The 26,482-nt window shown below is 69.3% G+C and carries 25 protein-coding genes; 13 read left to right on the forward strand and 12 right to left on the reverse strand.

The window, feature by feature from the left end:
• Entirely contained in the window at positions 1–1,473 is a 1,473-nt protein-coding gene (locus ACIBTM_RS02775) for a multicopper oxidase domain-containing protein (protein ID WP_395874860.1), read from the reverse strand.
• Positions 1,474–1,627: 154 nt separating this feature from the next.
• Here ACIBTM_RS02775 and ACIBTM_RS02780 point away from each other — a divergent pair, with 154 nt between their 5' ends.
• The 3 genes from ACIBTM_RS02780 to ACIBTM_RS02790 are packed head-to-tail and all read left to right on the forward strand — an operon-like array spanning position 1,628 to position 4,255.
• Positions 1,628–2,449, forward strand: coding sequence for a hypothetical protein (locus ACIBTM_RS02780; RefSeq protein ID WP_395874861.1), 822 nt, complete (start codon positions 1,628–1,630; stop codon positions 2,447–2,449).
• Positions 2,450–2,465: 16 nt separating this feature from the next.
• Complete coding sequence (locus ACIBTM_RS02785; RefSeq protein WP_395874862.1) at positions 2,466–3,584, forward strand: sensor histidine kinase; 1,119 nt, start codon at positions 2,466–2,468, stop codon at positions 3,582–3,584.
• Positions 3,584–4,255 (forward strand): response regulator, encoded by a 672-nt coding sequence (locus ACIBTM_RS02790; protein WP_395874863.1) that lies wholly within the window; start codon positions 3,584–3,586, stop codon positions 4,253–4,255. The genes ACIBTM_RS02785 and ACIBTM_RS02790 overlap by 1 nt, the downstream gene beginning before the upstream one ends.
• Before the next feature lies 1 nt (position 4,256).
• Here ACIBTM_RS02790 and ACIBTM_RS02795 read toward each other — a convergent pair whose 3' ends face one another.
• Complete coding sequence (locus ACIBTM_RS02795) at positions 4,257–4,832, reverse strand: dihydrofolate reductase family protein (RefSeq protein ID WP_395874865.1); 576 nt, start codon at positions 4,830–4,832, stop codon at positions 4,257–4,259.
• 99 nt (positions 4,833–4,931) lie between these two features.
• On the reverse strand, positions 4,932–5,636 hold the full coding sequence (locus ACIBTM_RS02800; RefSeq protein ID WP_395874866.1) for an SDR family NAD(P)-dependent oxidoreductase: 705 nt from the start codon (positions 5,634–5,636) through the stop codon (positions 4,932–4,934).
• A gap of 83 nt (positions 5,637–5,719) precedes the next feature.
• On the opposite strand from ACIBTM_RS02800, the gene ACIBTM_RS02805 reads away from it, so the two are divergent.
• Complete coding sequence (locus ACIBTM_RS02805) at positions 5,720–6,337, forward strand: TetR/AcrR family transcriptional regulator (protein ID WP_395874867.1); 618 nt, start codon at positions 5,720–5,722, stop codon at positions 6,335–6,337.
• 48 nt (positions 6,338–6,385) lie between these two features.
• On the forward strand, positions 6,386–6,961 hold the full coding sequence (locus ACIBTM_RS02810; RefSeq protein ID WP_395874868.1) for a hypothetical protein: 576 nt from the start codon (positions 6,386–6,388) through the stop codon (positions 6,959–6,961).
• Positions 6,962–7,290: 329 nt separating this feature from the next.
• Here ACIBTM_RS02810 and ACIBTM_RS02815 read toward each other — a convergent pair whose 3' ends face one another.
• The 8 genes from ACIBTM_RS02815 to ACIBTM_RS02850 all read right to left on the reverse strand — a co-directional run bounded on the left by ACIBTM_RS02815 (position 7,291) and on the right by ACIBTM_RS02850 (position 15,476).
• Positions 7,291–8,196 carry an SDR family NAD(P)-dependent oxidoreductase gene (locus ACIBTM_RS02815; protein WP_395874869.1) on the reverse strand — a complete coding sequence of 302 codons (906 nt, stop codon included), beginning with the start codon at positions 8,194–8,196 and terminating at the stop codon, positions 7,291–7,293.
• A 67-nt stretch (positions 8,197–8,263) separates the two neighbouring features.
• Complete coding sequence (locus ACIBTM_RS02820) at positions 8,264–9,454, reverse strand: ATP-grasp domain-containing protein (RefSeq protein ID WP_395874870.1); 1,191 nt, start codon at positions 9,452–9,454, stop codon at positions 8,264–8,266.
• The gene (locus ACIBTM_RS02825) at positions 9,451–10,506 is read right to left on the reverse strand and encodes a cysteine synthase family protein (RefSeq protein ID WP_395874871.1); all 1,056 of its coding nucleotides are present in this window, start codon (positions 10,504–10,506) and stop codon (positions 9,451–9,453) included. The genes ACIBTM_RS02820 and ACIBTM_RS02825 overlap by 4 nt, the downstream gene beginning before the upstream one ends.
• The gene (locus ACIBTM_RS02830; RefSeq protein ID WP_395874872.1) at positions 10,503–11,486 is read right to left on the reverse strand and encodes an ABC transporter substrate-binding protein; all 984 of its coding nucleotides are present in this window, start codon (positions 11,484–11,486) and stop codon (positions 10,503–10,505) included. The genes ACIBTM_RS02825 and ACIBTM_RS02830 overlap by 4 nt, the downstream gene beginning before the upstream one ends.
• Entirely contained in the window at positions 11,483–12,271 is a 789-nt protein-coding gene (locus tag ACIBTM_RS02835; protein WP_395874873.1) for an ABC transporter ATP-binding protein, read from the reverse strand. The genes ACIBTM_RS02830 and ACIBTM_RS02835 overlap by 4 nt, the downstream gene beginning before the upstream one ends.
• On the reverse strand, positions 12,271–13,362 hold the full coding sequence (locus ACIBTM_RS02840; protein ID WP_395874874.1) for a FecCD family ABC transporter permease: 1,092 nt from the start codon (positions 13,360–13,362) through the stop codon (positions 12,271–12,273). The genes ACIBTM_RS02835 and ACIBTM_RS02840 overlap by 1 nt, the downstream gene beginning before the upstream one ends.
• A complete protein-coding gene (locus ACIBTM_RS02845; RefSeq protein ID WP_395874875.1) occupies positions 13,343–14,083 on the reverse strand; it encodes a class I SAM-dependent methyltransferase in 741 nt (246 codons plus the stop codon). Before ACIBTM_RS02845 ends, ACIBTM_RS02840 begins: the two co-directional genes overlap by 20 nt.
• Positions 14,084–14,480: 397 nt before the next feature.
• Positions 14,481–15,476 (reverse strand): helix-turn-helix domain-containing protein, encoded by a 996-nt coding sequence (locus ACIBTM_RS02850; protein WP_395874876.1) that lies wholly within the window; start codon positions 15,474–15,476, stop codon positions 14,481–14,483.
• A 575-nt stretch (positions 15,477–16,051) separates the two neighbouring features.
• Between ACIBTM_RS02850 and ACIBTM_RS02855 the strand changes: the two genes are divergently transcribed.
• From ACIBTM_RS02855 to ACIBTM_RS02890, 8 genes are all read left to right on the forward strand, one after another.
• Positions 16,052–17,494 (forward strand): FAD-binding protein, encoded by a 1,443-nt coding sequence (locus ACIBTM_RS02855; protein WP_395874877.1) that lies wholly within the window; start codon positions 16,052–16,054, stop codon positions 17,492–17,494.
• Positions 17,472–18,569 (forward strand): Gfo/Idh/MocA family oxidoreductase, encoded by a 1,098-nt coding sequence (locus tag ACIBTM_RS02860; RefSeq protein ID WP_395874878.1) that lies wholly within the window; start codon positions 17,472–17,474, stop codon positions 18,567–18,569. Before ACIBTM_RS02855 ends, ACIBTM_RS02860 begins: the two co-directional genes overlap by 23 nt.
• On the forward strand, positions 18,566–19,756 hold the full coding sequence (locus ACIBTM_RS02865; protein WP_395874879.1) for a hypothetical protein: 1,191 nt from the start codon (positions 18,566–18,568) through the stop codon (positions 19,754–19,756). The genes ACIBTM_RS02860 and ACIBTM_RS02865 overlap by 4 nt, the downstream gene beginning before the upstream one ends.
• A 49-nt stretch (positions 19,757–19,805) precedes the next feature.
• Positions 19,806–21,164, forward strand: a complete 1,359-nt coding sequence (locus ACIBTM_RS02870) for a UDP-glucose dehydrogenase family protein (protein WP_395874880.1) — start codon at positions 19,806–19,808, stop codon at positions 21,162–21,164.
• Positions 21,165–21,232: 68 nt separating this feature from the next.
• Positions 21,233–22,810, forward strand: coding sequence for a DHA2 family efflux MFS transporter permease subunit (locus ACIBTM_RS02875; RefSeq protein WP_395874881.1), 1,578 nt, complete (start codon positions 21,233–21,235; stop codon positions 22,808–22,810).
• 31 nt (positions 22,811–22,841) lie between these two features.
• Complete coding sequence (locus ACIBTM_RS02880; protein ID WP_395874882.1) at positions 22,842–23,834, forward strand: isopenicillin N synthase family dioxygenase; 993 nt, start codon at positions 22,842–22,844, stop codon at positions 23,832–23,834.
• A 103-nt stretch (positions 23,835–23,937) separates the two neighbouring features.
• On the forward strand, positions 23,938–24,333 hold the full coding sequence (locus ACIBTM_RS02885) for a YciI family protein (protein WP_395875775.1): 396 nt from the start codon (positions 23,938–23,940) through the stop codon (positions 24,331–24,333).
• The gene (locus tag ACIBTM_RS02890; RefSeq protein ID WP_395874883.1) at positions 24,334–25,554 is read left to right on the forward strand and encodes an RNA polymerase sigma factor; all 1,221 of its coding nucleotides are present in this window, start codon (positions 24,334–24,336) and stop codon (positions 25,552–25,554) included.
• A 44-nt stretch (positions 25,555–25,598) separates the two neighbouring features.
• Here the strand turns inward: ACIBTM_RS02890 and ACIBTM_RS02895 are convergent, their stop codons facing one another.
• Entirely contained in the window at positions 25,599–26,456 is an 858-nt protein-coding gene (locus tag ACIBTM_RS02895; RefSeq protein ID WP_395874884.1) for a DUF11 domain-containing protein, read from the reverse strand.
• Positions 26,457–26,482: the final 26 nt, after the last annotated feature.

Below are 26,482 nucleotides of genomic sequence, written 5' to 3' on the forward strand. Positions count from 1 at the left end.
TCAACCGCCGTGGTCGTGGCCCGGCATCGGAAGCAGCCGTGACACGCGGTCTTCGGTGCCGGGGGCGACGATGACGAACTGGCCCATCATCCCTTTGTCCTCGTGGCGCAGGATGTGGCAGTGGTACATGTAGGGCGCCGCCGGATCCGCGTGGCGGCCGAATTCGACGGCGAGTTTCACGGTGGCCTGCTTCGGCACGTAGACGGTGTCCTTGGGGCCGCTCAGATAGGCGGGCGGCGGCGCGCCGTTGATCGCGAGAACGCGGAACGCGACCTCGTGGATGTGGAAGTTGTGCGTGTAGGTCGTGTTGTGGATCTCCCAGATCTCACGCGCGCCGGCCGGGACGACCTCGTCGATCCGCGTCATGTCCATGTCCTTGCCGTTGATCTCCGAACCGGTCAGCGTCATGCGCCGGACACGGGCTCCGGGCGGCACCTCGGGCAAGGCAGCCGAGGAAAGCCGCGCGGGCAACGGTGACACGTCCCGTCGCGGTCCCGCCGCGATGATCTTGAGCAGATCGAAGTCGCCCTCCTCGATGTCCGTCGCCGCCTCGGTGCGCTCGCCGACGCTTCGGAGGACCACCTGCTCTCCGGGAGCGAAGGAGGCGACGATCTCCAGCCGTTCGCCGGGGCTGAGCACCGCCCGCCGGACGGCCGCCGGTCCGGGCAGGAGACCGCCGTCGGTGCCGATCACGTGGAACTCGCGGCCGTCGGCGAATTCGAGGAAGTAGACCCGGGCGTTCGACGCGTTCAGCACCCGGAAGCGGATCCGGCCGGCGGGCACCTCGACGAACGGATCGAACGTGCCGTTGACCAGGATCGTGTCGCCGATCAACCCGAAGGTGCCGTCGAACTCCTCCACGAGCCGCCCGTCGGAGTCGAGCCGCTTGTCCTGGAGGATCAGGGGGATGTCGTCCACCCCGTAGTCCGACGGCAGACCGGACGCGGCCGCCTCGGGGTCCACGATCTGGATCATTCCCGCCAGGCCGCGGTAGACGTGCCGGGCGGTCTGTTCGTGCGGATGCGGGTGGTACCAGCCGGTGGCGGCGGGCTGGTCGACCGTCCACTCCGGACGCCAGGTCGCGTCCGGTCCGATCGTCTGATGTGGACCGCCGTCCATCCGCGCCGGAAGGCGCATCCCGTGCCAGTGCAGGGTGGTCGGCTCGCCGATCCGGTTGGTGACGGCCATCGCCACCCGGTCACCGCGGCGCATGCGCAGCGTCGGGCCGAGGTGGTCGCCGTTGATCCCCCACGTGCTCGCCCGCATGCCCGGGATCAGTTCGGTGCTTCCCGTGCGGAGGGTGAGCTCGAACCTGCGGATACCGGAGGCGTCCAGGTCCGGCGACAGCAGCGGCGGCATCCGCAGGCGGTTGGCGAACGCTCCCGGCCGATGAGCCGTCCCCGGCGAACAGCCCGCGACGACGGTACCGGCGGCCACGAGCGCGCCGAGCTTCAAGAAGGAACGTCGGTCCATGCCGCGATGATCTCGGCGAGCGGGCGCCCGGCGCGTCGGCCGGGAACGGTAATCCGGGAAATCCGACCGGCGCGGTACGTCATCCCGGTGCGGTAGACCCGTTGCCCGTCAAGGGCGGACGCGCGGCGGGGCGGGCTCGGCCAGAGTCGCCACCATGAGAAAACTCGTCACGACGGCGATCGCCGTCACCGCCTTCCTGACCGGTTCACCCGCGCTGGCCGAGCCGGGCGGACTCGATCTCATCGTCACCCGGGAGGGTTTCACCGCACCGTCGACCGTCCGTGCGGGCGTCCTCACCCTGGCGGTGCGGTCGGAAGACCCGGCGGGCGCATGGGTGGGCCTGGTGCGGCTGCGCCCGGGAGTCGCGCTCGAAACCTATACGCGGCACCTGAAACAGGCGATGTCCGACGATCCCGCGGACGCGATGGCGGGTGGCAGGGCCGTCACCGCCGACGCGGAGATGTTCGGCGGTGTCGCCGTGGGCGCCGTCCCGGCGGCGGCCGAGATCGCCGTGTCCCCCGGTGACTACCACCTGGTGGATTTCCGTGACGTCGGCGAGCGCGACTTCGTCTCGCGGATCCGGCCGCTGCGAATCGGCCCGGGGACGTCACCGAAAGCGCCCAAGGCGACGGCGGCGATCATCGCGACCGGCAACGGATTCCTCGCGCCGCGTTCCCTCACGTCCGGCGCGCCGGTGTTCGTGCTCAACGCGTCCGGCCAGTTCACCGAAGCCATGCTGCTGCCGGTGCGGCCGGGGACCACGCTCGCCGACCTCGACGCCTTCTTCGCCCGCACCGGGCCGAGCCCGTTCACCGGCCGCCCGACGGGGGTCGTGCCGCTCTCGCCATGGCGTTCGGCGATACTCACCACGGCGCTCCCTCCCGGCGAGTACGCGCTGGTCACCTGGGTGCGCGACCTGCGCACCGGGGAGCCGCTGGCGCTGCGCGGCGCACGTGCCCTGGTGCGCGTTGCCTGACATCACAGAGGTCCTGATGAGCGTGAGACGACCCACGACGGCCGAGACCGCGACCGGGATCGGCGTCGCGGCGCTCGTGGCCGTCGCGGCGGTGACGCGGATCGGGCCGAGCGGACCGGAAGGGGCGCTCGGCCCGGCCGGTGCCGTCCTGCTCGTCCTGCTGGCCGCGCTGATCAGCGCACGCCGGATCTTCCCGTTCGGGGTGCTGGTGGCCGTCAACGCGGTCGTCGCGGCGTGGTTCGTCCTCGACTGCCCTGGCAGGCTGATCACGGTGGCGGCGCTGATCGCCTGCTACACCGTCGCGGCCGAACGCGGCTGGCGGCTCGGCGCGGCGGCCTGGGCGGTCACCGCCGCGGTGTCCACGGTCGTGGTGCACGGAACCCTTGGCGTGACGTGGTTCGACGACCGGGCGGTGAACGCGCTTTCGCTGGAACTGGCCGCGGTGGCGCTCGGTTCCGCCGTCCACTACCACCGCGCGTACGCCGCGGGCGCGCGGGAAGAGGCACTGCGGCTCCGGTTGCGGGAAACCGAACAGCGGCTGGAGATCGCCCGCGAACTGCACGACGTGGTCGGCCACACCATGGTGACGATCAGCGTGCAGGCGGGCGTCGCGACCCATGTGCTGGAACGGAACCCGGAACAGGGCGCCGCGGCACTGCGCACCATCAAGACGATCAGCGACGAAGGGCTGGCCGAAGTCCAAGCGTTGCTCGGCATGCTTCGCGTCGACGGGACCGCGGCCGACCGTGGCGGCCTCGCCCGGCTGGAGACCCTGCTGGACGTGACGAGGGCGACCGGTGTCCCGGTGGAACTGGTGGTGGAGGGCGAGCGCCGCTCCTTGCCGCCGCGGGTGGACCTGGCCGCGTTCCGGACCGTCCAGGAAGCACTGACCAACGCGCGGCGGCACGCGCGGCCGACGTCGATCCGGGTCTCCCTGCTCTATGGTGACGACGTGCTGGAGATCGGGGTTCGCAACGACGGAGCGGGCGAGAGCGCCCCGTCTCCCGCCGGCGGCAACGGGATCACCGGACTGCGCTCGCGGGCCACGGCTTTGGGCGGAACCCTGCACGCGACGCGGACCGGTGACACGTTCGAAGTCACGGCCACGCTCCCCACGCCGTCGGTGGACCGCTGATGCCGGTCCGTGTGCTCATCGCCGACGACCAGTCCCTGGTCCGGGCGGGTTTCCGGGTGCTGGTGGAGTCCGAGGACGATATGGAGGTCGTCGGCGAGGCCGGAGACGGGGCCACCGCGGCCGACCTCGCCGAGCGGCTCCGCCCCGACGTGGTCCTGATGGACGTGCAGATGCCCGGCACCGACGGGATCGAGGGTATCCGGCGCATCACCGCGAACCCGGAGCTGTCGGCCGTGCGCGTCCTCATCCTCACCACTTTCGACACCGAGGAGTACGCGGTCGCGGGCATCACCGCGGGCGCGAGCGGCTTCCTGCTCAAGAACACCGCGCCCGCCCAGCTCCTGCACGGCATCCGGGTGGTGGCGGGTGGCGAGGAACTGCTGGCTCCCGGGCTGACCCGCAGGCTGATCGCGCGGCTCGTCACCCCCGCCCAGCCGACGGTGAACGACACGGTGTTCGCCGAACTCACCGTGCGGGAACGGGAAGTCGTCGCGCTCGTCGCCGAGGGGCTGAGCAACGCGGAGATCACCGCCCGGTTGTTCATCAGCATGGCGACGACCAAGACCCACGTCAGCCGCGCGCTGGGCAAACTCGGCGCGCGCGACCGGGCTCAGCTGGTCGCCATGGCCTATCAGCACGGCCTGGTCAGCCCACCCGAGCCCGGCCGGTGAACTAGCCGCGCCCCTCGACACGGTAGGTCACGTGGACCGCGCCCCTTCCCGCGTCCGCCCTCACCTGGACAACGGACGCGGGACCCACACCCTCGAACAAGCGGGTGCCGCCGCCGACCATCTCCGGCACGAGGTGCAGCCGCAGTTCGTCGACGTGGCCACCGCTGAGCGCCTGCTGGACGACCGACGCCCCGCCCGCGATCACGACGTCACGTCCGGCCGCCGTTTCGTGTGCCCGCCGGAGCGCCGCCTCGACGCCGGTGACGAACGAGAACCGGGTCGACCCCTTCACCAGATCGGGTCCGGGCCGGTGGGTGACGACGTACACCGGCATCCCCCAGGTCCCGTCCTCGCCCCACAGCCCGATCCCGACGTCGAACAGTGTCCTGCCGATGACGAACGCGCCGGTGTTCTCGAACATCACCCGGGCCGCCGCCTTGTCGACGTCGTCCGGATCCTCCATGCTCCACGCGGTGAGCCGCTGTCCCGCGGTCCCGAACGGCGCGTCCACACCGACACCTTCGCCCGCCACGTATCCGTCCAGCGACGGGCTGATGTCGACGATCGTCTTCCCCACCGGGGCCTCCCTTGTCCGTTTCCCCGATTGTGGGCAAGGGGGCGAGCGCACACATCCGTCCACAGTGGTACATCCGTCCGTACCCCGTGGGGATGACGGTCACCTCCCGAAAGACCCGACCAGTGCTTCGGGAGCTTCGCGCGTCTCGTAAAGCTTCCAGAAGGCGTCGGCGAAGACGTCCGGGTGGATCACCTCGGGCTCGAAGTCCATCGGGCTCGCCGTGAGTGCCCGGTGCGGCACGCTGCCCTCGATCAGCGCGCCGACGTTGACGGCGCCGGCGTAGATCCCCTTCTCCTCGAGCACCGCGTTCAGGTTGTGGAAGTAGTTCCGCAGTCCGGCCTGCGCCATGCCCACGTTGCCGAGGAAGGGCGCCGGGTACCGGCCGGATTGCCCGGCGGTGAACAGGATCGCGCCGTCGCCCCGCTCGGTCATCGCGGGCAGCACGGCCCGCACCAGCGCCACGGCGGACACCAGGAACCGGTCCAGGACGAGCCGCAGGTTCTCCGGATCCACGTCGAGCACCGGCACGATGCCCTCTCCCATGGTCCCGCCGCCGGGGTTGAACGCGACCGCGTCGATCCGGCCGATGGCGGTGACGGCGGCGGCGATCTGAGCCGGTTCGTAGACATCGGCGACGAACCCGCTCGCCTCGATGCCGTCGCGACCGAGTTCGGCGACGAGCGCGTCGAGATTCTCCGTGGTGCGCGCGACGAGGGCGATCCGGAAGCCCTCGCGGCCGAACCGGCGGGCGAGCGAAAGTCCCAGCACCGGTCCGGCGCCGAAGATCGCGAGCGTCTTGGTCATCTGTCCTCCCAGAGTTAAGTTGAGGTCTCCCTCAACTTATACCCGTAACTTGAGGCCACCTTCAACTTGGCTACGATGCGAACATGACCAAACCCCTGCGGAAGGACGCCCAGCGCAACCGCGACCTGCTGATCGAGGCAGCCAGGGGGCTCTACGCGGCACGCGGCCTCGACGTCGCGCTCGAAGAGATCGCCAAGACCGCGGGCGTCAGCATCGGCACGCTGTACAACCACTTCCCGCAGCGCGCGGATCTGGTGAGCGCCGTGTTCGCCGACCGGGCCGAGACCGTCGCGAAGCTGGCCGAACACGCACTCTCCCTCGACGACGCGTGGACCGGTTTGACGTCGTTCGTCGAACGGGTCTGCGAACTGCAGGCCGCCGACCGCGGCTACAACGAACTGGCCTCGACGCGGCCACCGCAGGCCGGAGACCTCGAACGCGGCTACGAACTCATGACCCGGATCGTCGAACGCGCCAAGGAGAGCGGTGCCCTGCGCGACGACTTCACCCTGGAGGACATGGCCTTCGTGACCTGGGGGATCGCGCGCACCGTGGAAGCGACCGCGACCGTCCGGCCGGAGGTCTGGCGCCGCCACCTCGCGCTGCTGTTCGACGGGATGCGAGCACCGGCCGCGAACCCGTCACCGATCCCCCCGCTGCTACCGGAGGAACTGGCCCGAATCATGGGTGGCTGCGGCTGAGGGCAACCCTCCGCCCCTCCGGCGCGTGTTCACCCCGGAGGGGATCCTATGAAGTCGAAACTGTCGCTCATCGCCCTGACCCTGCTCGCGACGACGGCCTGCTCCGGGGAGCCACCGCCGGCCCCCGCGACGGTCACCGTCACCCCGCCGTCCTCGGTGCCGAAACCGCCTGCCGGGCCGGACGCCAAGACCGTCGCCTGGCTCGACGGAGTATGCGGCGCGGTGTACGGCTACATGAAGGCTTCCAACGACTACGCGAGTAAGCAACGATCGGGTACGGAGGTGACCCGCGGCGCACTGAAGGAAGATCTCAGAGCCCGCGCGGGTTTCGCGGGCAAGGTCGTCGACGACCTGACCGCGCTTCCCCCGTCGCCGATTCCCGGCGGCGACGCGGTGAAGAAGTCCCTTGTGGACCAATACGCCGCCGCGAGGGACGCGGCGACCGCGGGCGAGCAGCGGTTGGAGAAGTCCGGAAACGAAGCCGCCATGGACGCGGCCATCAAGGCGATGGAGGCCACGCAGAAACCGATCACGGAAACCCCCGACCTCATGCCCGCGCTCAAAATCGACACGCAGGACCTGATGGCCGCCGCCGCGGAGGCCAAGAAGTGCGTGCCCGCTTAACGAGCTCGGGGCCGTCTGCGATCGCATGTCGCGAAAGCCACTTTCGGGACATCACACGTCTCGAAAGTGGCTTTCGCGACACATCTCCGGACCCATGTGACTCACCAAGCCGCGTCCGCGCACGTTGCGAAAGCCACTTTCCCTACCTTCAGAGTAGGGAAGGAGGCCTTCACCACCGCCCGGGTCGGCCACCCGTGCTCCCGGCGTCCGCGCACGTTGCGAAAGCCACTTTCGCAACTTTGAAGGTTGCGAAAGTGGCTTTCGCAACGTGCCACGTTTGCCTTACCCCTCAAGAGAACCGAAGGCGCACCGACCAGCGCTCGGCCCACTCAGGCAGGCGGAGTGAAGCCGGGCGGCATCACCATCGGCCGCCCGGTGTTCAAACCCCCGTCGACGAGAACGGAAGCCCCGGTCAGGTAGCCGAAATCCGGTGACGCCAAAGCGAGGACGGCCGAAGCGATCTCAGTGGCCTCGCCCATCCTCGCCAGGCCGTGGACGTTCAACGGGCCCCAAGCCTTCTTGAACTGCGCCCACAGATCGTCGGGAATACCCGGCGGCCGCACCAGCCGCGTGTCGATCGTCCCCGGATCGATCGACAGCACCCGGATCCCCTTCGCCCCGTAGTCCAGCGCGGCCGCGCGCACGAGACCCTGCACGGCGCGTTTGCTCGAGGTGTAGGCGGCGTGCCCCGGCCTGGTCTGGTCGGCCTGCGCCGACGCGGTGCAGACGATCACCCCGCCGCCCGCTTTCAGCAGATGCGGCACCTCGTACTTGATCGAGAGGAACACGCCGCGCGCGTTGGTGCGCTGCACGTCCTCCCATTCGTCGACGGAGATCTCGTGCAGCGGCTTGCCGAGGTGGATCCCCGCGTTGTTGAACGCGATGTCGAGCCTGCCGTACCGGCGGGCGACGTCGTCCACGAAGGCCTGCACCTGTTCGGGGACCCGGACATCCGCCCGGAAATAGGTCGCCTCCCCGCCCGCGCGGCGGATCTCCCGCTCGACCCCGCGGCCGAGTTCTTCCCGCCTGCCACAGAAACCGACCTTGGCTCCGGCCGCGGCGAAGGCGATGGCCGTCGCACGGCCGATCCCCGACGTCGCCCCGGTGACGATCACGACCTTGCCCGCGAACCGCCGCCGGTCTTCCCCCGCCGTTGCCGTGTTCGCCGCCAGCATCGCGACACCGGCCGCCGCCGCGCCTCCGAGCACCGCGCGCCTGCCCACTGCTTCGCCCACAGTTCCCTCCAGATGGATAGTTCCACTTTCCAAAACAGAAAGTAGAGCTATCCATCTGAGAGAACTCTCAAGAATCGATCTCCGGCGTGATCCCGCCCGCCGCGGCGAGCGCGCGATGCAACGCGAGTTCCGCCGTCGCCCCTTCGGCGAGGACGATCCCGGTGCACGACCGCTGATCCGCGAGATGCCGGATCTCGTCGCCGGGGCTCGCCGTCGGGTACCACTCCGGCGCGCCGGGCAGACCGGGCAACCTGTCGAGCCCCGACCAGCCCCTCAGCACGCCTTCCGCGGCCGGATACGCGAGGACGAACCCGATCCCCGGTCCTCCGCCGATCTTCTGGGTGAGCAGGGCGGGCTCCTCGCCCAGCGCCATGGCGATCATCGCGGAATAGACGTTGGTGCCCAACGACCGGCACAACGCCTCGCCGAGCATCGCCCCGCCGATCCGGATGTTGATCTCGACGACCTCCGGGCCGTCGGCGGTGAGCACGAACTCGGTATGCGCGAAGCCCTGCTCGTGTCCGGCCGCCTTGAGCACCCGGCCGATCCAGTCGGCGAGCCCGGCGTACTCGGCCGCGGGGAAGGCCACCGGGAACGCCGCGGCCTCCTCCCGTCGCACGGGTTCGGGCGAAAGCTGACGGGAGAGGATCCCGAGCAACCGCGTCCGTCCCTGCCAGGTGACGGTTTCCGCGCTGTAGAGCGGGCCGGCGAAATACGGCTCGGCGATCAGATGTCCCTTGAGCGGCGTTTCCTTCGCCTCCAGCCTCGCCCGGTCGAGTTCGGCCTGATCGCGGACGAGCCACACCCCACGGGACGACGTTCCCGAAGAATCCTTGACCACCATGGGAAATCCGAGTTCTTCGGCGACCATGACGGGCACCGGCCTGCCTCGGGTGAGCCCGTGTTCGTACAGCAGATCGCGCACCGCGCCCTTGTCCCGCAACACCCGGACGGCGGCCGCGTCCGGGCCGGGCAGGCCGAGCCGGGCGGTGAGTTCCGCGCCCGGCAGCGCCCAGGTATCCGTCGAGTTGATGATCCCGGCGAGGTCCGGGATGGCGCGCAAGGCGGTTTCGCAGGCCTCGATGTCGGTGGTGTCGATGTCGACGACTTCGAGCCTGCCCGGGCCGAGCGTGCCGAGCTCGTAGCGGTAGATATCGCGGTTTCCGGTGAACAGCACCAGTTTCCGCCCGGCCTCCGCCGCCGCGTCGGCCAGCCTGCCCAGGCCGAAGGTGAGTGCTTCCAACAGGACGACGGTCACGACGCCCGCTCCTTCCGGTACAACGGCAGCGAGGGTTTTCCGAATCGGCGGCGCCGCCAGTCCATGGCGGCCCACGGCAGGGCGAGCTCGTCCAGCGAAGTGATCTCGCGCGGCGCGAGTCCCGCCGGGTCGACGGCCTCCCGATGCCGGGAGAAAACCCTCGCCGTGTAGCGATGTCCGGTGTCGGCGCCGATCACCACATGCGTCCGGTCCGGATTCCGTGCCGCCTCCCAGCCCGCGACGAGGTACGCGGCGCCGGTGGACAGCCCGGCGAACACGGCGTGCTCGCGCATCAGGCCGACCGTCGCGGCCATGGCGTGCACGAAGTCCAGCCAGTGGATCCGGTCGTACAGCTCGTGATCGACGTTGTCGAACGGGATGGCCGAGCCGATACCCGCGATGATCGCGTCCGGATCGGTGAACCTTTCGCTGCCGAAGGTGACACTGCCGAAGGGCTGGACGCCGGTCAGCCGGACGTCCGGATCTCGTTCACGCAGCGAGCGCGCGATCCCGCCGGTCGACGCGCCGGTGCCCACGCTGCCGACGACGGTGAGCGGCCCGGACGGCAGTGCGCGGGCGACGAGGTCGGCGACCTCGGCGTACCCCAGATAGTGCACGGGATCGTGGTACTGGCGCATCCAGTGCATGTCCGGATGCCGGTCCAGGAGTTCGCGCACGCGCGCGACCCGGCGCCGCTGGTCGAGACGGAGGTCGTCCGACGGCGGCATCTGATCCACCGTCGCACCGAGGATCTCCAGCTGCGAACGCATCGTGAGATCGACGGTGGTGGACGCCACGATGTGACAGCGCAGGCCGTAGCGGTGACAGGCCATCGCCAGCGCGAGCGCGTAGATCCCGCTGGAGCTGTCGATCAACGTCTGTCCTTTTCGGACGGACCCGTCGGCGAGCAGCGACCGGACCGCGCCGAGCGCGGCGTAGACCTTCAGCGTTTCGAAGCGGATCAGCACGACGTTCGGTTCGAGCCGGATCAGCGACGGTGTCTTGATCGCGTCGGTGACGTGTTCGTGGACCAGCGCGGACATCGCGGTCACCGGCCGATCGAGCGCAGGTACGCGGCCAGCGACTCGGCGCCCGCCGCGTTACGGGGACCGCTCACGAGGTCGCCGTAGGAGATGACGTGGAACCGGTTGTCGCGCACGGCGGGCGTGTTCTTCAGCTGTGGCGCGGATTTGACGAACGCGATCTTGTCCTGCGCCGGCCGGTCGGCGTAGTCCACCACGACGATCACCTCGGGTTCGGCCTTCACCACCGCTTCCCAGCCGACACTCCCCCAGCCGTCCTGCAGCTCGCGGAAGACGTTCGTCCCGCCCGCGGCGTCGATGATGTCGTTGGGAGCGGCGTGTTTCCCAGCGGTGAAGGGCTGATCCGTGCCGGAATCGTAGACGAACACCTTGGCGGGCGGCGTTTTCGGGGCTCCTGCGCGGACCTTGTCGAAGCGCCCCTTGAGTTCCGCGACCAGTTCGTCGGCTCGCTGACGGACGCCGAAGATGTCTCCGAGGTTGCGCAGGTCGGTGTAGAGCGCTTCGAGCGGTGTCACCTCAGACTTCGCGGTGGGATACTCCCAGCAGGTCTCCGTGTGCAGGTAACTGCGGATGCCGACCTGCTCCAGCAGTTTCGGCGTGATCCCGCGTTCCTCGCTGAACCCGGAGTTCCAGCCCGCGATCACCCAATCCGCCTTGGCGTTCACCAGGATCTCGCGGGTGACCCGCGAGGTGCCGAGCCGTTCGACCTTGGCGTAGTCGTCCTTCCACGGCGAACCGGCGATCGACGGATCGCCGAGCGAATTCATCACGTAGCCGCGCATCCGACCGGCGAGACCGAGTGCGAACAGCTTCTCGGCACCGGAAACGTCGTAGGCCACCGGACGCTGCGGCGCCGGGAAGGTGACCTGCGCGCCGCAGTTGGTCACCGTGGCCTGCGCCGGCGCGGTCGGTCCTGCCTCGACCTGGGCACCGCAGGCGCTCAGGAGCAGTGCCGCGGCGAAGAGCGCGGTCACCCTGGACGGCTTCATCGTGAGATCCCCTCGGTTTCGTCGGCGGGAAGGTCGTAAAGCAGCTGGAGCGCACCGGTCACGGGGTGGGTCACCCGGGTGACCTCGACGCCGAACACGGCGTGGACCGTTTCCGGCGTGAGCACTTCGGCCGGGGTGCCGCAGGCGGCGAGCGATCCGGCGCGCAGCAACGCGATCCGGTGGCAGACGGCGGCGGCGAGGTTGAGATCGTGTAGCGCGACGAGCACGGTGAGCCCGCAGTCACGCAGGAATTTCAGCAGTTCCACCTGGTGCCGGACGTCGAGATGGTTGGTCGGCTCGTCGAGGACCAGCACCTCCGGTTCCTGCACGAGCGCCCTCGCCACCAGGGCCCGCTGCCGTTCACCGCCCGAAAGCGTCAGCACACTGCGCTGCGCGAGATGGGTGATGTCCATCCGCCGCAACGCTTCCCGGCACAGCGCGCGTTCACGGGCCGAAAGCCGGAGATTGCCGCGCTGATGCGGCGACCGCCCGAGCGCGACGACCTCCTCGACGGTGAAGTCGAGATCCGCCCGGCTGTCCTGGGTGAGCGCGGCGATCCGACGGGCGGTGTCGCGCAGGCCCTGTTCCGCGATGTCGGTCCCGTCGAGCAGGACCGCGCCGCCGGACGGAGCCAGCGCGCGGTAGACACAGCGCAAGGCGGTCGACTTGCCGCTGCCGTTGGGACCGAGGAGGCCGACGACCTCGCCCATGCCGACGTCCAGCCGCAGCTCGCGGATCAACGTCGTCCCGGCCACCTCGACGGAAAGTTCGCGCAGCGACAGCATCAGCGACCTCCGAACGCGTAGCCGCGGCGCCGCATCACGACGAGGAACACCGGAACGCCGATCAGCGCGGTGATCACGCCGAGCGGCAGTTCCTCCGGGGCGACGAGCGTGCGGGCCAGCAGGTCGACCCACACCAGGAAGACCGCGCCCACCAGCGGCGCGAGCGCCAGCACCCGGCGATGCCCCGAACCAGCGATCATCCGCACCACATGCGGCAGGACCAGTCCGACGAACCCGATCGAACCGCTGACCGCCACGAGCAGCCCGGTGACGACCGCGGTGAGCAGGAAGAGCCAGCGGCGCACCGCGGCCGCGTCGGTGCCGAGGCTCATCGCGGTCTCGTCGCCCATGGACAGGACGTCGAGCGCGGTGCCGTACCGCAGCAGGACCACGATCGCGACGGCCACCCCGAGCGCGGCCAGCGGCAGCGACGCCCACGTCGCCGAGCCGAGGCTGCCGAGCAGCCAGAACAGCACGGTCTGCGCGGCCTGGCCGTTCGGCGAGAGATAGACGAGCACGCTCATCACGGCCTGGAAGGCATAGGTGAGCGCGACCCCGGTGAGCACGAGACGCAGCGGCGTCAGCCCGAATCTGCTGCGGGCGGCCAGATACACCAGCGCCGTCGCGCCGAGCGCGCCGAGGAAGGCCGCCGTCGACAGCGCCAGCACGCCGAGCCCGGCGAAGAGGCCGAACACGACCACGGCGGCGGCGCCGACCGAGGCGCCGGAGGAGATCCCCAGCACGAACGGATCGGCGAGGGCGTTGCGGACCAGCGCCTGCACGGCCACCCCGACCACCGCGAGCCCCGCCCCGACCACGGCCGCCAGCAGTACCCGCGGCGTGCGGACCTGCCAGACGATCGAGTACCCGGTGACCTCGTCGGCGGTGATGGTGCCGCCGGTGATCGCCTTTCCCAGGTAGCGCAGGACATCCGCGAGAGCGACGTTCGACGGGCCGAGCGCGATGCCCGCGATCAGCGAGATCACGAGCGCGGCCGAAAGCACGAGCACCGGACCGGTGAGGCGGAGCGAGCGCGCGGTGTCGTCCGGTTCCGCGAAGAGGCGGAGCGGTTCAGCCGGCACGTTCACCACGCACGATCAGGCGGCGCGCGTGGTTGTCGTACGGCGAGCCGTCGAAGTCACCGAAGCATTCGACACCGGTGAAGCCCGCCGTCTCGAACAGCGCCTTCAGTTCCGCGGCGCTGTACAAGAAGGAGAGGATCGACGCCTGCTTCGCCTCGCCGCCGCGAACCAGGGTCCACTCGGTTTCCAGGCGCGTCCAGTCGTCGAGGATGGTGTCGCGCATGAACACCGTCCCGCCGTCGACGTCGACCGCCTTCGGCCGCCCGACCCAGCCCGCCAGCACCTCCTTGCCGAGCACGTCGACCAGCAGCCTGCCGCCGGGCGCGAGGCTGGCGTAGGCGTTTCGCAGCACCGTGAGGTTGTCGCCGGGATCGGTGAAGTAGCCGAACGACGTGTACATGTTGATGATCAGGTCGTACGCGCCAGGCTCGGTGTATTCGAGCATGTCGGCCTGGATCAGCTTCGCGGCGACTCCCGCGTCTTCGCAGGCCACGCGGGCTCGTTCGAGCATCGCCGGACTGAGGTCGACGCCGGTCACGTCGGCACCCCTCTTGGCCAACGGCACGACGTGGATCGCCGGGCCGCACGCCAGATCGAGCACCTTCGCGCCGTCCGCGATTTCGAGCAGCGGTGACGTGGCCGTCAGGCGTTCGGCCTCTTCGGCCCGGCTGGGCGGGAACATCACGTCCGCGAAGCCGACCCACAGGTCGTCGTCCTCGTACCAGTGCATCTCTCTCCGCTCGCCGGGCCGCACGATTCAGCCCCACAAGTCGTCGAAAGGTCGCCTTTGGTTCCCGGCGCCCGCCAAATCCTCACGTGGCGTGATGCCGGGGCATGTCGCGAAAGCCACTTTCGCGACGTCTGATGTCCCGAAAGTGGCTTTCGCGACACGGCCGCCCGGGGGTCGTGAGTGTTTTGGGTCGTCAGGGCCAAGGGCGCCTACGGGATTCCGGTCGCGGCTTGATCGCGGGCCAGGTACACCAGCAGCCACAGCGGTCACAGCTGCTGCGCGTGAAGGCTCCCTTCACTCGGCAACTCGACCTTCACACCTTCCCCAGTACATGAAGGCCCCCATCCTTGCGCCTAGGTACAGGAAGGGGGCCTTCATGTACAACCCGGCCGGGCGATCACGGAGGCGGGATCAGATCGATGAAGAACGTCTGGTCAGGCGCACCGGAGCAGCGTTCCCGCACCACCTCGGTACCCGCCACGGTGTCCAGGTCACGCAGGCCGAGGCACTGGCTGGTGCCGACCGGCCGGATGACGAACCGCCCCGGTTCCGCCGGACCGGCCGAGCCGATGGTGAACAGCTGGTCCATACCATCGTCGTCACAGTCGTCGCGGGGTTCGAGCAGGTCGTGCCCCAGTCCCTCGTTCACCACCGTGAGGCAGCCGACCCCGGTCTCCGGGTGGTGCCACTGGATCTGCACGGCGTTCTCTTCCCCGACGGGGTCGAGGAACAGATGTGGCGACGCGTCATCGTCACAGGCCTGCTGGGCGACGATGGTTCCGGAGTAGAGCCGGGTCCGGTCCGTCCCTTCGGCCAGGCAGAACTCGGGCGAGCGCGCGGGCCGGATCCGCGCCCAGCTGCCCACCTCCCGCACGTCCAGCCCCGGCACCACGGCCACGGTGTCCTTGGCCTTGGAGGAGGCCCCGAAGGAGCGCGTCAGATATCCCAATGTCCCGACGAGGACGACGCTCACGATCGCGGCCACGATGAGCGGCGCCCGCCAGCGACGGCGGCGTCGAGGTTCCGGTTCCGGCGGCGCGACGGCTTCCGCTTTCGTCTCCTCGGCGGGCCGCGGCGAAGTCCCCATCGCGATCCGTGTCCGGGCGTCGAGCCACCGCCGTACCTCTTCGTCGTTCAACCCGCACGCGCGCGTGAACGTCTCGACGAACGATTCGCGGGGCAGCGTGGTGCGGCCGAGGGTGGTCGCGACCGTACTCGCCGGAAGGGTTCCCCCGAGTTCTTTGGCTTTTCCGGCCAACTGCCGATAAGTCAGTCCGGACCACGTTCTCAATACACGCAGTGCCGCCGTGAACTCAGCCGGTGAAGCCGCGGCGTCCGGCGGGTGAACCGTCGTCGGCGACTCCCCGTCGCCGTCCCCCTCGTCAACGATCATCGCTCTAGATTGACGGAGGCGATCTCAGCCGCGATACCGCCATTCAGCGGCGCCGGAATCTGCTGTTCGGCCCACTCGAACAATTTCGAACAAGGCCGAACTACCCGAAGGTTGCCCCTGCGCTGGTCAGGAAGTCAGGCTGACGTCAACCGGTCCCCACGCCGGCCGAATCTGGGGAGTCCCGGGAATGCCGGGCCGGAGAAAATGAGCAAACCAGAGGAATCCGTACGACCATCGTCAAGGGCGACGGTGAACCCGGCGGAAACGGCTGGTTCATCTTGGAAGGCGTCCACTGAAATCTCTGTTCTGAAGACCGGATGACGTCTGCCGTCGCCCGAATCCGGCGGCGGCCACCGATTCCGAAGGATATTCCTCGTGCGCCGCCTTTCTGAGCACACACGAGGAACGAAAGCTGCGAATCCAGCAGAAGACCACTTGTTCACGGACCAGACCTGTATTCGCCCGGTGACCGTGCGTCGACATAAGCATTCGCTCTGTCCTCCGGCGATATGGCTCGGTCTTGTTCGAACTCGGTCGTCCCTGAATGGCGAACACCGGATTGTGGAGCGTTGTTGATGCATAACGGGCAAAATGATGCGGCCGAATGGCAGGTGGCCGTCGTCGGCGGGGGTAATGCGGGGCTCTGCGCGGGGATAGCCGCATTGCAGTCGGGCGCGACCTCCGTCAGCGTCTTCGAAGCCGCGCCGAAAGAACTGCGCGGCGGGAACAGTTCCCTGACCAGGACGATGCGTTTCTCCTGGCAGGGAAGCACGTTCATCGCCGCCCTGCTACGGCAGGCGGACAAGGAACGGGTCGAAGAGATACTGGCGGGCCGCACCGGCTATACCGGCGAGGAGTACCTCGGCGACTGGCTGCGGGTGTCCGGCGACCAGGTGGACGTCGCGCTCATCGAGTCGATCATCCGCCGTTCGACGGACACGATCGCCTGGATGCGCGACTTCGGGCAGCGCTGGGCGCCGAGACCGACTCCGCTTCCCGGTGACGTGCCGATCGTCCTCGACGGCGGCGGCCAGAGCCTGCAGGACCGGAACTTCGGCCGGTTCGAACGGCTCGGCGGAACGGTCTTCTACGACAGCGCGGTCACCGGCTTCGAGAAGACCGCCGACGGCCGGTACCTGCTCCACGGTTCCGGTCCCGCGTTCCCGGCGATCGCCGACGCGCTGGTGCTGGCGTCGGCCGGTTTCGAGGCGAACGACCGGCTGCGTGAACGTCACCTCGGCGAGGAGTGGCGGGACGTGAAGCTGCGAGGCGTCCCGTTCAACGAGGGCGCTCCACTGACAGCGGCCGTCGAACTCGGCGCGGACACGGCGGGCAACTGGGAGAAGTGCCACACCACACCGCAGGGCATCGAACTGCCCGACCACATGCTGCCGGGACAGATGCACAAATCCCACGGCCTCGCCCGGTACGCCTATCCGCTGGGCGTCGTGGTCAACCGGGAAGGACGCCGGTTCTTCGACGAATCCGGCGGCTACAGCAACCTCACCTACGTCACGCTGGGCCAGAAGATCCAGGAGCAGCCCGGGAGAACGGCCTTCCAGATCTTCGACGACAAGGTCGTCTCGTCGGGCGCGCTTCCCCAGGGTTATGTCGGCGATCCCGCGTCGGTCACCGTCTCCTCGCTGGAGGAAGGCGCCCGGCGGCTCGGTATCGACGCCACGAACCTGACCGCCGAAATCCAGCGGCTGCATGCGGACCAGGAAGAAAAGCGGCTCGACACACCGCCGTACCTGTTCGTCCCGGTGGTCTGCGGATTGACCTTCACCTACGGCGGGCTGTCCGTGACCCCGGACGCCGAAGTGCGCGGCGGCGGCGAACCGATCAGCGGCCTGTACGCGGCGGGCGTGATCGTCGGCGGTCTTTACGACCAGGGCTATCCGGGCGGCACCGGCCTGATGGCGGGTGCCGTGCTCGGCCGGGCGGCCGGCACGTCCGCCGCCCGCCACGCCATCCGGTCACGGGGAGGGGAAGCCCGTGTCGGCACCGTCGCTGGCTGAGAAGACGATCGTCATCGTCGGACTCGGCAAGATCGGCTCGCTGTACGCCGCTTGTTACGGCCAGGCGGGACACCGGATCCGCACGGTGGACATCGGCGACGGCGCCGACTGGGAGCGGGTCGCCCAGGTGCCGGATCCGGCGTCGGTCGACGCCTGGGTGGTCGCCACCCCGACGGCGACCCATCTCGCGGTGGTCGACGAGATCCTGCGGCGGCAGCCCGATGCCCGTGTCCTGCTGGAGAAACCGGCCTGCTACCCGGAGGACCTCACCGGTCTCGGCCGCACGGTCCGGCGTCATCCCCGCGCCCGGATCATCGTCAACGACGTGTACTCGCACAGCGAGGCCGTGCAGCGCTTCGCGGCCTCCGTGCGGAACCTCGGCGAGTCCGACCCGATCCGGAAGATCACCATCGAATTCACGAAGAACCGGGAGCTCGACGTCGCGAACGGCAGGTTCGTCGACACCCAGTACGGCGAAGCCGGCTACGAGGGCTTCCACATGTTGAGCATTCTGCGCGCGATCCTCCCCGCCGATCAGTACCGGACCTATCTGCGCACGGTGCCGTCTTCGGTGACGGCGGAGATGCGGGTGCGGACCACGGCTCCCGGCCTGCCCGACGTCGAGCTCTACACGTCGTCGACCGGTGCCATCGCCTTCCCCGAACTGGCCGGATTCGCTTTCCCCGAAAGCGTTTCGAGGAACTTCATCGCCCCGGCGGTCATCCCGTACGGCTCCGAGTTCCGGTACCGCTTCGCGGACGTGGAACTCCAGTCCGGGAGACACGTCACCTTGGTCTTCGAGCCCCTCTTCGGCGCGGACCCCGATCACAAGAACATCCACGCGATCCACGTCCGGCATACGGCACCGCCAAGCCATTTCCTCATCGCCGTCAACCATTTCAAGGAGGCACTTCTGACCCAGCTGGACCTTTTGCGGCACCTCGGCGAGGGCACCACGGTGGTCCGCCCCGCGGAGCACCGGTTCCTCGCCGCGCTGGGTTCGGCGATGTTCACCGGCACCTTCCCGCAGACAACGGAAAACGAGAAGTACGCACGAATTGGGAGCGAAGCATGACGCGAAGCATCGAGGATCTTTCGACACTGTTGCGGCCGGCCAAGGACATGCTGCCCGAGGTCTCGGACCGCGACGTGGCGCTGGCCGAGGTCACCGGCCAGATCAAGAACGACGACGACGCCCGCGCGTTGTTCGCGAAGGCGTGCCGGTTCGAGGCGCCCTACACCGCGAGCTGGATCCACGGCCCCGGCGACGAATCCCCTTACCTGTCCTTGGAACTGGCCGCGTCCTCCCTGGACGACGACCGCTATCGCGCCCTGCTCGCCGACGTCGTGCTGTCGACGTCGACCTCGATCCCCTACGACTACCGCGCGCTGGCCGCGGAACGGCTCGTCCAGATCGGGGCGGGCGAGTTCACCGGCGCTTTCCAGGAGGTCGTCGACTCCTACGAACCACTGCCCAAACGCGGACTGCAGGCGAAGATCGCCGTCCCCACCGACGGTATCGACCACCTCTTCGACATCCCGGAAACGGTGACCGGCAGGCTCAACCTGCTGATCGCGGCCAGCAGGGCGAAGACGCTGGAGAGCAGGCACATGCTCGCCGTGCGCGTCCTCGCGAACGGCGTCGTGCCGGCGGAGGAGGTCGGCGACGCGGAACGGCTGATCCTGGAAGACGTCGGGACCACCATGGTGGCGCCGTCGGACTACCTGGTGCCGTGGGACCAGGAATTCCCCGGCGAGCACGGCTCCGGCCTCACGCTCGCGGAACTGGTGCGCATCACCTTGATGTGCGGGGAATTCTCGCTTCCGGACACGACCGTCCGGCCGATCCTGGTCGACTTCTACCGATCGGTGCTGCGCACCTGCGGCCGCTCGATCATCGGCCTCTCGGCGGGCGTGTTCCATGTGGAGCACGGCACGCTCGCCACGCCTTCGTACTACTACCAGGGCCGCGACGCGATCCTCGGCAAGGGCTGTGTGATCGACTGCGTCGGCGGGGCGGTCCTGCAGTCGGGCTCGTTCCTCGGTGGCGGCTACATGCCGATCCTGATCCACACCCACAAGCACATCCGCAAGAGCGGCCAGGCCGCCGCCTCCGAGCGGAAGCAGATCCTTCCCTGCGTCTTCGCGGCGGAAGCGGGCGCACGTTACCCGATGGGCGCGATCGGCCTGTTCGAGACGGTGGACTACCTCGGCAAGGAGACCCCGTACGAGGGGATCCGAGCCATCCCGCACGCCAACTGACACAAGGCTTTTCCGGCTGAACACGAAATCCGCACTGAAAGGTAAGGAAATGAGTGCAACCATGGGGGCCGAAGTCGCCGTCATCGGCGCGGGCTACGTCGGGCTGACGACGGCCGCGTGCCTTTCGTCCTTGGGACACCACGTCGTCTGCGCGGACGTCGACCAGGAGAAGGTCGACGCGTTGCGGCGCGGTGAGGCGACCATCAGGGAACCTGGGATCTGCGAACTGGTGGTGGACGGGCTGGCGTCCGGCAGGCTGGACTTCGTGCTCGGCGCGAGCGCGGCGGCGGCGAGCGCGGACATCGTGATCCTCTGCGTGCCGACGCCGATGGGCGCGACCGGCGCGGCGGATCTGTCCACTTTGGAATCAGTGGTGGCCGAGGTGCGGGATCTGCTGCCGCACGGCTGCGTCGTGGTGAACAAGTCGACGGTTCCCGTCGGCACGGCGGCCCGCGTCGCGGAACTGATCGACCGTGCCGACGTGGCGGTCGTGTCCAATCCCGAATTCCTGCGCGAAGGGTTCGCCGTCCACGACTTCCTGAATCCCGACCGGATCGTGGTCGGCTCGGCCGATCGCGACCCGGTCCCCGCCCGGCGGGTCGCCGCGCTGTACGAGAACCTCGACACCGCCGTCCTGGTGACCGATTCTTCGAGCGCGGAGATGATCAAATACGCGTCCAACTGCTATCTCGCGACGCGTCTGTCCTTTGTGAACACGGTCGCCGAACTGTGCGAGTACCTCGACGCGAGCATCGACGACGTGACGGCCGGGATGGGTTACGACGACCGGATCGGCAAGGCGTTCCTGCGGCCGGGACCGGGCTGGGGCGGTTCCTGCCTGCCGAAGGACACTTTCGCGCTGCTGCGCACCGCGGAATCGGCGGGCAGCGATTTCGCCCTGCTGCGTGCGGCGATCGACACCAACGTCAAACAGCAGGAACTGGTGGTCGGCAAGGTGCGCAAGGCCGTCGGCGGCGACCTCGCCGGGGTCCGGATCGCCCTGCTCGGCCTGACGTTCAAGGCCGGGACGGACGACCTGCGGGATTCCCCCTCCCTGGCGATCGCGGCCCGGCTGGCCGCGGAAGGCGCGGAACTGTCCGGCTACGACCCCAGCGTCCACGCGCCGGTGGCGGGCGTGACCGACGACGTGCGGATCGCCGGGACCGCCTATCACGCGGCGAAGGGCGCGGCGGCGATCGTGCTGCTGACCGAATGGCCGGAGTTCCGCGACCTCGATTGGGGGCGGATCGCCGACCGGCTCCACGGCCGGTCCGTCATCGACACCCGGAACCTGCTCGACCCGCTCATCGTGGCCACGGCCGGCCTCTCCTATCAGGGCATCGGCCGTCCGGACCGCGCCAGGGCGGCCCTCTCCCGCCCCGCCGAGATGGTGCGGCAGGCGGGGTGAACCCGGGGTGGGCGGCGAGTGGTCCCGCTCGTCGTCCCACCCCTCCGGTGCCGGGAACAGGAGGACGGATGACGAAGCGAATCCGGCCCTGGTCCGCGCTTTTCGCGCTGTGCCTGGGTTTCTTCATGGTCATGCTGGATATCAGCATCGTGAACATCGCGGTGCCGTCGATGGTGCGCGAACTCGGCACCGAGCTGACCGCGGTGATCTGGGTGACCAGCGTGTACCTGCTCGCCTACGCCGTCCCGATCCTGCCGGCCAGCAGGCTCGGTGACCGGCTCGGGCCGAAGCGCGTCTTCGTCGCCGGGTTGCTGGTGTTCACCGGGGCGTCGCTGTGGTGCGGGCTTTCCGGCAGCGTGGAAACGCTGATCGTCGCCCGGGCGGTGCAGGGTTTCGGCGCCGCGTTGATGACCCCGCAGACCACGGCCTTCATCACGCATCTGTTCCCGCCGGACGAACGAGGCCCGGCGATGGGTGCTTGGGGCAGTGTCGCGGGCCTCGCCATGATCGCCGGTCCGGTGCTGGGCGGCCTGCTCGTCGACCAGCTCGGCTGGGAATGGATCTTCTTCGCGAACGTTCCGGTCGGGCTGATCGCGCTGGTGCTCACCGTCGTCCTCGTCCCCGACTGGCGACCGGGGAACTCGCACCGGTTCGACGTTCCCGGGATCCTCCTCTTCGGTGCCGGACTCGTCTGCGTCGTCTTCGGTATCCAAAATGGACAGACGTACGGCTGGGGAACGGCCTTCGACATCATCGGGGCCGGTGTGCTGCTGCTGGGCGGTTTCGTGCTGTGGCAGCGGGCCAACCGCCGCGAACCGCTGCTGCCGCTGCGGATCTTCCGCCATCGTGACTTCTCCCTCGGTGCCGCGTCGGCGGTGACGGTCGGCTTCGCGATGACCAGCCTGCTCCTGGTGTTCGTCATCTACCTCCAGTCGGTGCTCGGCCTGTCCCCGGCCGACGCCGGTCTGCTCATCGCGCCGCTCGCCGTGGTGTCCGGCGGCGTCGCGCCGTTCGCGGGCAGGCTGTCGGACCGGGTGAACCCCAAGTACCTGCTGATGTCGGGGATGCTCGCCCTGTGCGGTGGCCTCTGTGTCGTCTCGCTGGTGCTCATCCCGGCGAGCTCGCCGCAGGCCCTGCTCCCCGGGTTGCTGCTCTGCGGTCTCGGCGTCGGGTTCACCTTCTCCCCGATGAACAACGTGACCATCAACTCCGTCGAGCGATCGCTGGTCGGCAGCGCTTCGGGCATCTTCAACACCGCACGCCAGGTCGGCGGGGTGCTCGGCAGCGCGGCCGTGGGGGTCCTGCTCCAGGCACAGACCAGTGCCTCGATGGTGGCCCGCGCGAACGAGGCGGCGGCCGTGCTGCCCGCGGAGTTCCGGCAGCGTTTCGTCGACGGATTCGCCGGAGAGGCCGGCGCGGCGGCCGCGGCCGGCGAGTTCGGGGGTGTCCCCGAGGTCGCCGCGGATCTGCCCGCCCAGGCACGGGAGCTGGTCGCCCAGGTCACCGGTGCCGCGCTCACGGACGCCGTCAAGGCCGCTTTCCTGCTTCCCGTCGGCGCGCTGCTCATCGGCGTGTTGTGCGCGGTGAGCCTGCGCGGGCCGATCGGGCAGGACAGATCGCCCGATCGGACGACCGCGGCCCGGTGATCACCGGCACCACCCTGGCTACCGTCACGTTATGACTCTCGTACCGACGGTCGACCTGAGCAGCTGGGACGACGGCGACCGCGCGCGGCTCGCGCACGCCGTCGACGAGGCGTTGACGCGCGTGGGGTTCCTGCAGGTCGTGGGGCACGGCATTCCGCGGGCGACGATCGACGCCATGCGCGAAGCGACCGCGGCCTTCTTCGCGCTCCCTGTCGAGGAGAAGCTCCGTTCCGCGCCCGCCGACCGAGCCTCGGACCGCGGATACGCGGCCGAAGGCACCGAAGGGCTGGCGTACAGCCTCGGTGAGACGACGCCGCCCGACCTGTCGGAATCGTTCGTCATCGGCGCGGAGCACATCGACGGCGAAGACCCGTACGGCTTCTTCGTGCCGAACATCTGGCCCGACCTGCCGGAGAACCTGCGGCCCGCGCTCACCGAGTACGCCGACGAGGCGCACCGTGTCGCGCGGGTGCTACTGGAGATCTTCGAGAAGGCGCTCGGGCTTCCCGACGGCTACCTCGACGCGTACACCCGGCACCCGACACGCACCTTGCGGGTGAATCACTTCGAGCGCCGGGCCGGAGCCCCCGCGCCCTTGCCCGGGCAGATGCGGCTCGGTGCGCACACCGACTACGGCATCGTCACCGTCCTCTACGCCGATCCCGTCCCCGGCCTGCAGATCCACGGGCCCGACGGCGCCTGGCACGACGTGATCCCCGCCGAAGACGCGCTGGTAGTGAACCTCGGCGACCTCACCGCGCAGTGGACCAACGACCGCTGGCGCTCCACCCTGCACCGGGTCGTGCCGCCGTCCGGGCCGGGACCGTCACGACGGCGAAGCGTGGCGTTCTTCTTCGACGGCGACCACGACGCGCGGTTCGAATGCCTCCCGACCTGCCAATCCGCCGAAAACCCGCCGAAATATCCGCCGGTCCTCGGCGGTGCGCACCTCTACGCCAAGATCACCGGCGGGCGGACCCTGGAACCGGCCGACGCGATGAACACCGCCGCCGACCGCGGCTGAGGGAGAATTCGCCGAACGATGTCCGGTCCTGTCCGGCGGCTCCGACGTCCCCGGCAGAAGGCACCGAAACGGTGCCGGCCGAGAGGAGAGAACCGTGAAGTACATGATCATGATGTTCGGGTCGCAGAAGGACCTCGCCGACATCGGCGGCGCCTGGAGCGCCGACGAGGTCAAGGCCCTGCACGAGTTCATGGCCAAGTGGAACAACGACCTGGTCGAGTCCGGCGAGTTCGTCGACGCGCAGGGCCTCTCCCAGCCGGCGCACGCCCGCCGCGTCTCCCTGCGTGACGGCGTGCCCGTGGTGACGGACGGCCCGTACGCCGAGACACAGGAGGTCCTGGTCGGGTACACGACCGTCGACTGCGCGAGCTACGACCGCGCGACCGAGATCGCGGCCCAGCTGGCGAACACCCCGCATCCGGAAGGCAGCGACCTCGGCCGCGACTGGTACGTCGACATCCGGCCGTGCGCCGACAGCTTCGAAGAGCTGGAGCTCTAGATGCCGGACAGCGGCGTCGAAGACCTGCTGCGCGAGCTTTCGCCGCAGGTCCTCGGCGCCGTCGTCCGCCGCTATGGTCACTTCGATCTGGCGGAGGACGCGACGCAGGAGGCACTTCTCGCGGCCGCGACGCAATGGCCCGCCGAAGGGCGGCCCGAGAACCCGCGAGCGTGGCTCATCACCGTCGCCTCGCGGCGGTTGACCGATCTGCTCCGCGCCGAGCAGGCGCGGCGCCGTCGCGAGGACACCGTCCTCCAATGGAAACTGCCGGAGGAGCACCTCGCGCCCGCCGCGGACCGGCGGACGGCCGACTCGGACGACACGCTCGTCCTGCTCTTCCTGTGCTGTCACCCGTCTCTCTCGCCCTCGTCGCAGATCGCGCTGACCTTGCGGGCGGTCGGCGGCCTCACCACGGCGGAGATCGCCCGCGCGTTCCTGGTCCCCGAGGCGACGATGACCCGGCGGATCAGCCGCGCGAAGGCGGGTATCAAGGCCAGCGGCGTCCCGTTCGGCCTGCCGCCGGCCCCGGGACGGCTCGACGCGGTGCTCCACGTGCTGTACCTGATCTTCAACGAGGGTTACGCCAGCACGTCCGGCCCCGATCTGGTGCGGAGCGATCTTTCTGCCGAAGCCATCCGGCTGGCCAGGATCGTCCACCGGCTGGCGCCGGACGACAGCGAGGCCACCGGCCTGCTCGCGCTGATGCTGCTCACCGACGCGCGCCGCCCGGCGAGGACGGGGCCGGACGGCGCGCCGATCCCGATGTCCGAACAGGACCGGGGCCGGTGGAACGCCGGGTACGTCGCCGAGGGCATCTCGCTGCTGTCCGAAGCGCTGCCGAACGGGCCGACCGGGCAGTTCCAGATCCAGGCGGCGATCGCCGCTCTGCACGACGAGGCGCCGAGCGCCGAGGAGACCGACTGGCCGCAGATCGAGGCGCTGTACGAACTTCTGCTGCGGCTTTCCGACAATCCCGTGGTGGCGCTGAACCACGCCGTCGCCGTCGGGATGGCCCGCGGGCCGAGAGAAGGGTTGGCGGCGTTGGAAGAACTCGGTGACCGGATCTCCGGCGACCACCGGTTCCACGCCGCCCGCGCGCATCTGCTCGAGATGGCGGGCGACACCGCCGAAGCCATCGAGTCCTATGTGGACGCCGCGCGGCGGGCAACCGGCCTGCCGCACCAGCGTTACCTCCACGCTCGCGCCGAACGCCTGCGCTGACACCCTTCGGCGCCTGCTCGCGAGCAGGTGCCGAAGGGCGGGAATCAGCAGCTGAGCAGCAGACCGGTGACCGCCGTGCAGGTCGACGACGCGGTGTCGTTGGCCGCGTTCGGGTCGGCGACGGAGCTCTGCGTGATCTTCGCGGTCGTCTTGACCGGCCCGAGGGTCAGCAGCCCGGCGGCCACGGAGAACTTCGCCGTCGCACTGGCTCCGGACGCGAGCGACGGGAAGTCGCAATTGACGACCTTCGTACCGCTCGGGTTCGAGCAGACGGACGAGCCGGTGAAGCGCAGCCCGTTGCCGAGGGTCGACACCACCCGGATCCCGGACGCCGCGGCCGGGCCCGCGTTCGTGACCTTGACCGTGTAGTCGATCGACGAAGTCAGGATTCCGCGCGGAGACGCGGTCAGCGTGACCCCGAGGTCGGCCGCGCTCGGCGCGTCGGTGATGGTCAGCACGGGGCCGTCGAGGATCTCGAAGCTGTAGTTGTCGCCGACGAACTGGTGCTGCAGCGTGACAGTGCCCAGCGGGGCGTCGTCCTTGACCCGGAGGGTGAACACCACGGTCTTGCTCTGTCCGGGGGTCACGGTGCCGACGCCGCCTCGGATGCTGCTGCCGAGCACGTCGCAGGCGAACGCGCCGGGACAGGACACCAGGTCGACGAGCCCCGGCAGCGAGGATTCCTTGCCGTAGAGGGTCGCTTTGCCGCCCTCGATCGTCGACGTCGCGTCGGCGTTGTAGACGGTCTGCGTCACGGTGAACGACTGTCCACGTTGGACGGTTGTCGGCGAGACCTCCACCGCGCTGGTCGGCGGGGCCGCGAGGGCGGAGGTGGGCGCCACGAGCATGATCGTGGCCACCGCGGCCACAAGAGACAGAAGTGAGGTTCTTCGAAGCTTCATTCGGTTCTCACTGTTCCGGTCGGGGG

The sequence above is a fragment of the Amycolatopsis sp. NPDC049868 genome (assembly GCF_044461365.1).
In the GTDB taxonomy this organism is placed as follows: domain Bacteria; phylum Actinomycetota; class Actinomycetes; order Mycobacteriales; family Pseudonocardiaceae; genus Amycolatopsis.

Coding starts and splice junctions, on each gene's coding strand:
- ACIBTM_RS02810 (WP_395874868.1), top strand. CDS start 6,386: ATGAAGTCGAAACTGTCGCTCATCGCCCTGACCCTGCTCGCGACGACG.
- ACIBTM_RS02895 (WP_395874884.1), bottom strand. CDS start 26,456: ATGAAGCTTCGAAGAACCTCACTTCTGTCTCTTGTGGCCGCGGTGGCC.
- ACIBTM_RS02830 (WP_395874872.1), bottom strand. CDS start 11,486: ATGAAGCCGTCCAGGGTGACCGCGCTCTTCGCCGCGGCACTGCTCCTG.
- ACIBTM_RS02805 (WP_395874867.1), top strand. CDS start 5,720: ATGACCAAACCCCTGCGGAAGGACGCCCAGCGCAACCGCGACCTGCTG.
- ACIBTM_RS02775 (WP_395874860.1), bottom strand. CDS start 1,473: ATGGACCGACGTTCCTTCTTGAAGCTCGGCGCGCTCGTGGCCGCCGGT.
- ACIBTM_RS02875 (WP_395874881.1), top strand. CDS start 21,233: ATGACGAAGCGAATCCGGCCCTGGTCCGCGCTTTTCGCGCTGTGCCTG.
- ACIBTM_RS02800 (WP_395874866.1), bottom strand. CDS start 5,636: ATGACCAAGACGCTCGCGATCTTCGGCGCCGGACCGGTGCTGGGACTT.
- ACIBTM_RS02870 (WP_395874880.1), top strand. CDS start 19,806: ATGAGTGCAACCATGGGGGCCGAAGTCGCCGTCATCGGCGCGGGCTAC.
- ACIBTM_RS02855 (WP_395874877.1), top strand. CDS start 16,052: ATGCATAACGGGCAAAATGATGCGGCCGAATGGCAGGTGGCCGTCGTC.
- ACIBTM_RS02880 (WP_395874882.1), top strand. CDS start 22,842: ATGACTCTCGTACCGACGGTCGACCTGAGCAGCTGGGACGACGGCGAC.
- ACIBTM_RS02790 (WP_395874863.1), top strand. CDS start 3,584: ATGCCGGTCCGTGTGCTCATCGCCGACGACCAGTCCCTGGTCCGGGCG.
- ACIBTM_RS02780 (WP_395874861.1), top strand. CDS start 1,628: ATGAGAAAACTCGTCACGACGGCGATCGCCGTCACCGCCTTCCTGACC.
- ACIBTM_RS02785 (WP_395874862.1), top strand. CDS start 2,466: ATGAGCGTGAGACGACCCACGACGGCCGAGACCGCGACCGGGATCGGC.
- ACIBTM_RS02845 (WP_395874875.1), bottom strand. CDS start 14,083: ATGCACTGGTACGAGGACGACGACCTGTGGGTCGGCTTCGCGGACGTG.
- ACIBTM_RS02865 (WP_395874879.1), top strand. CDS start 18,566: ATGACGCGAAGCATCGAGGATCTTTCGACACTGTTGCGGCCGGCCAAG.
- ACIBTM_RS02885 (WP_395875775.1), top strand. CDS start 23,938: ATGATCATGATGTTCGGGTCGCAGAAGGACCTCGCCGACATCGGCGGC.
- ACIBTM_RS02890 (WP_395874883.1), top strand. CDS start 24,334: ATGCCGGACAGCGGCGTCGAAGACCTGCTGCGCGAGCTTTCGCCGCAG.
- ACIBTM_RS02850 (WP_395874876.1), bottom strand. CDS start 15,476: ATGATCGTTGACGAGGGGGACGGCGACGGGGAGTCGCCGACGACGGTT.
- ACIBTM_RS02835 (WP_395874873.1), bottom strand. CDS start 12,271: ATGCTGTCGCTGCGCGAACTTTCCGTCGAGGTGGCCGGGACGACGTTG.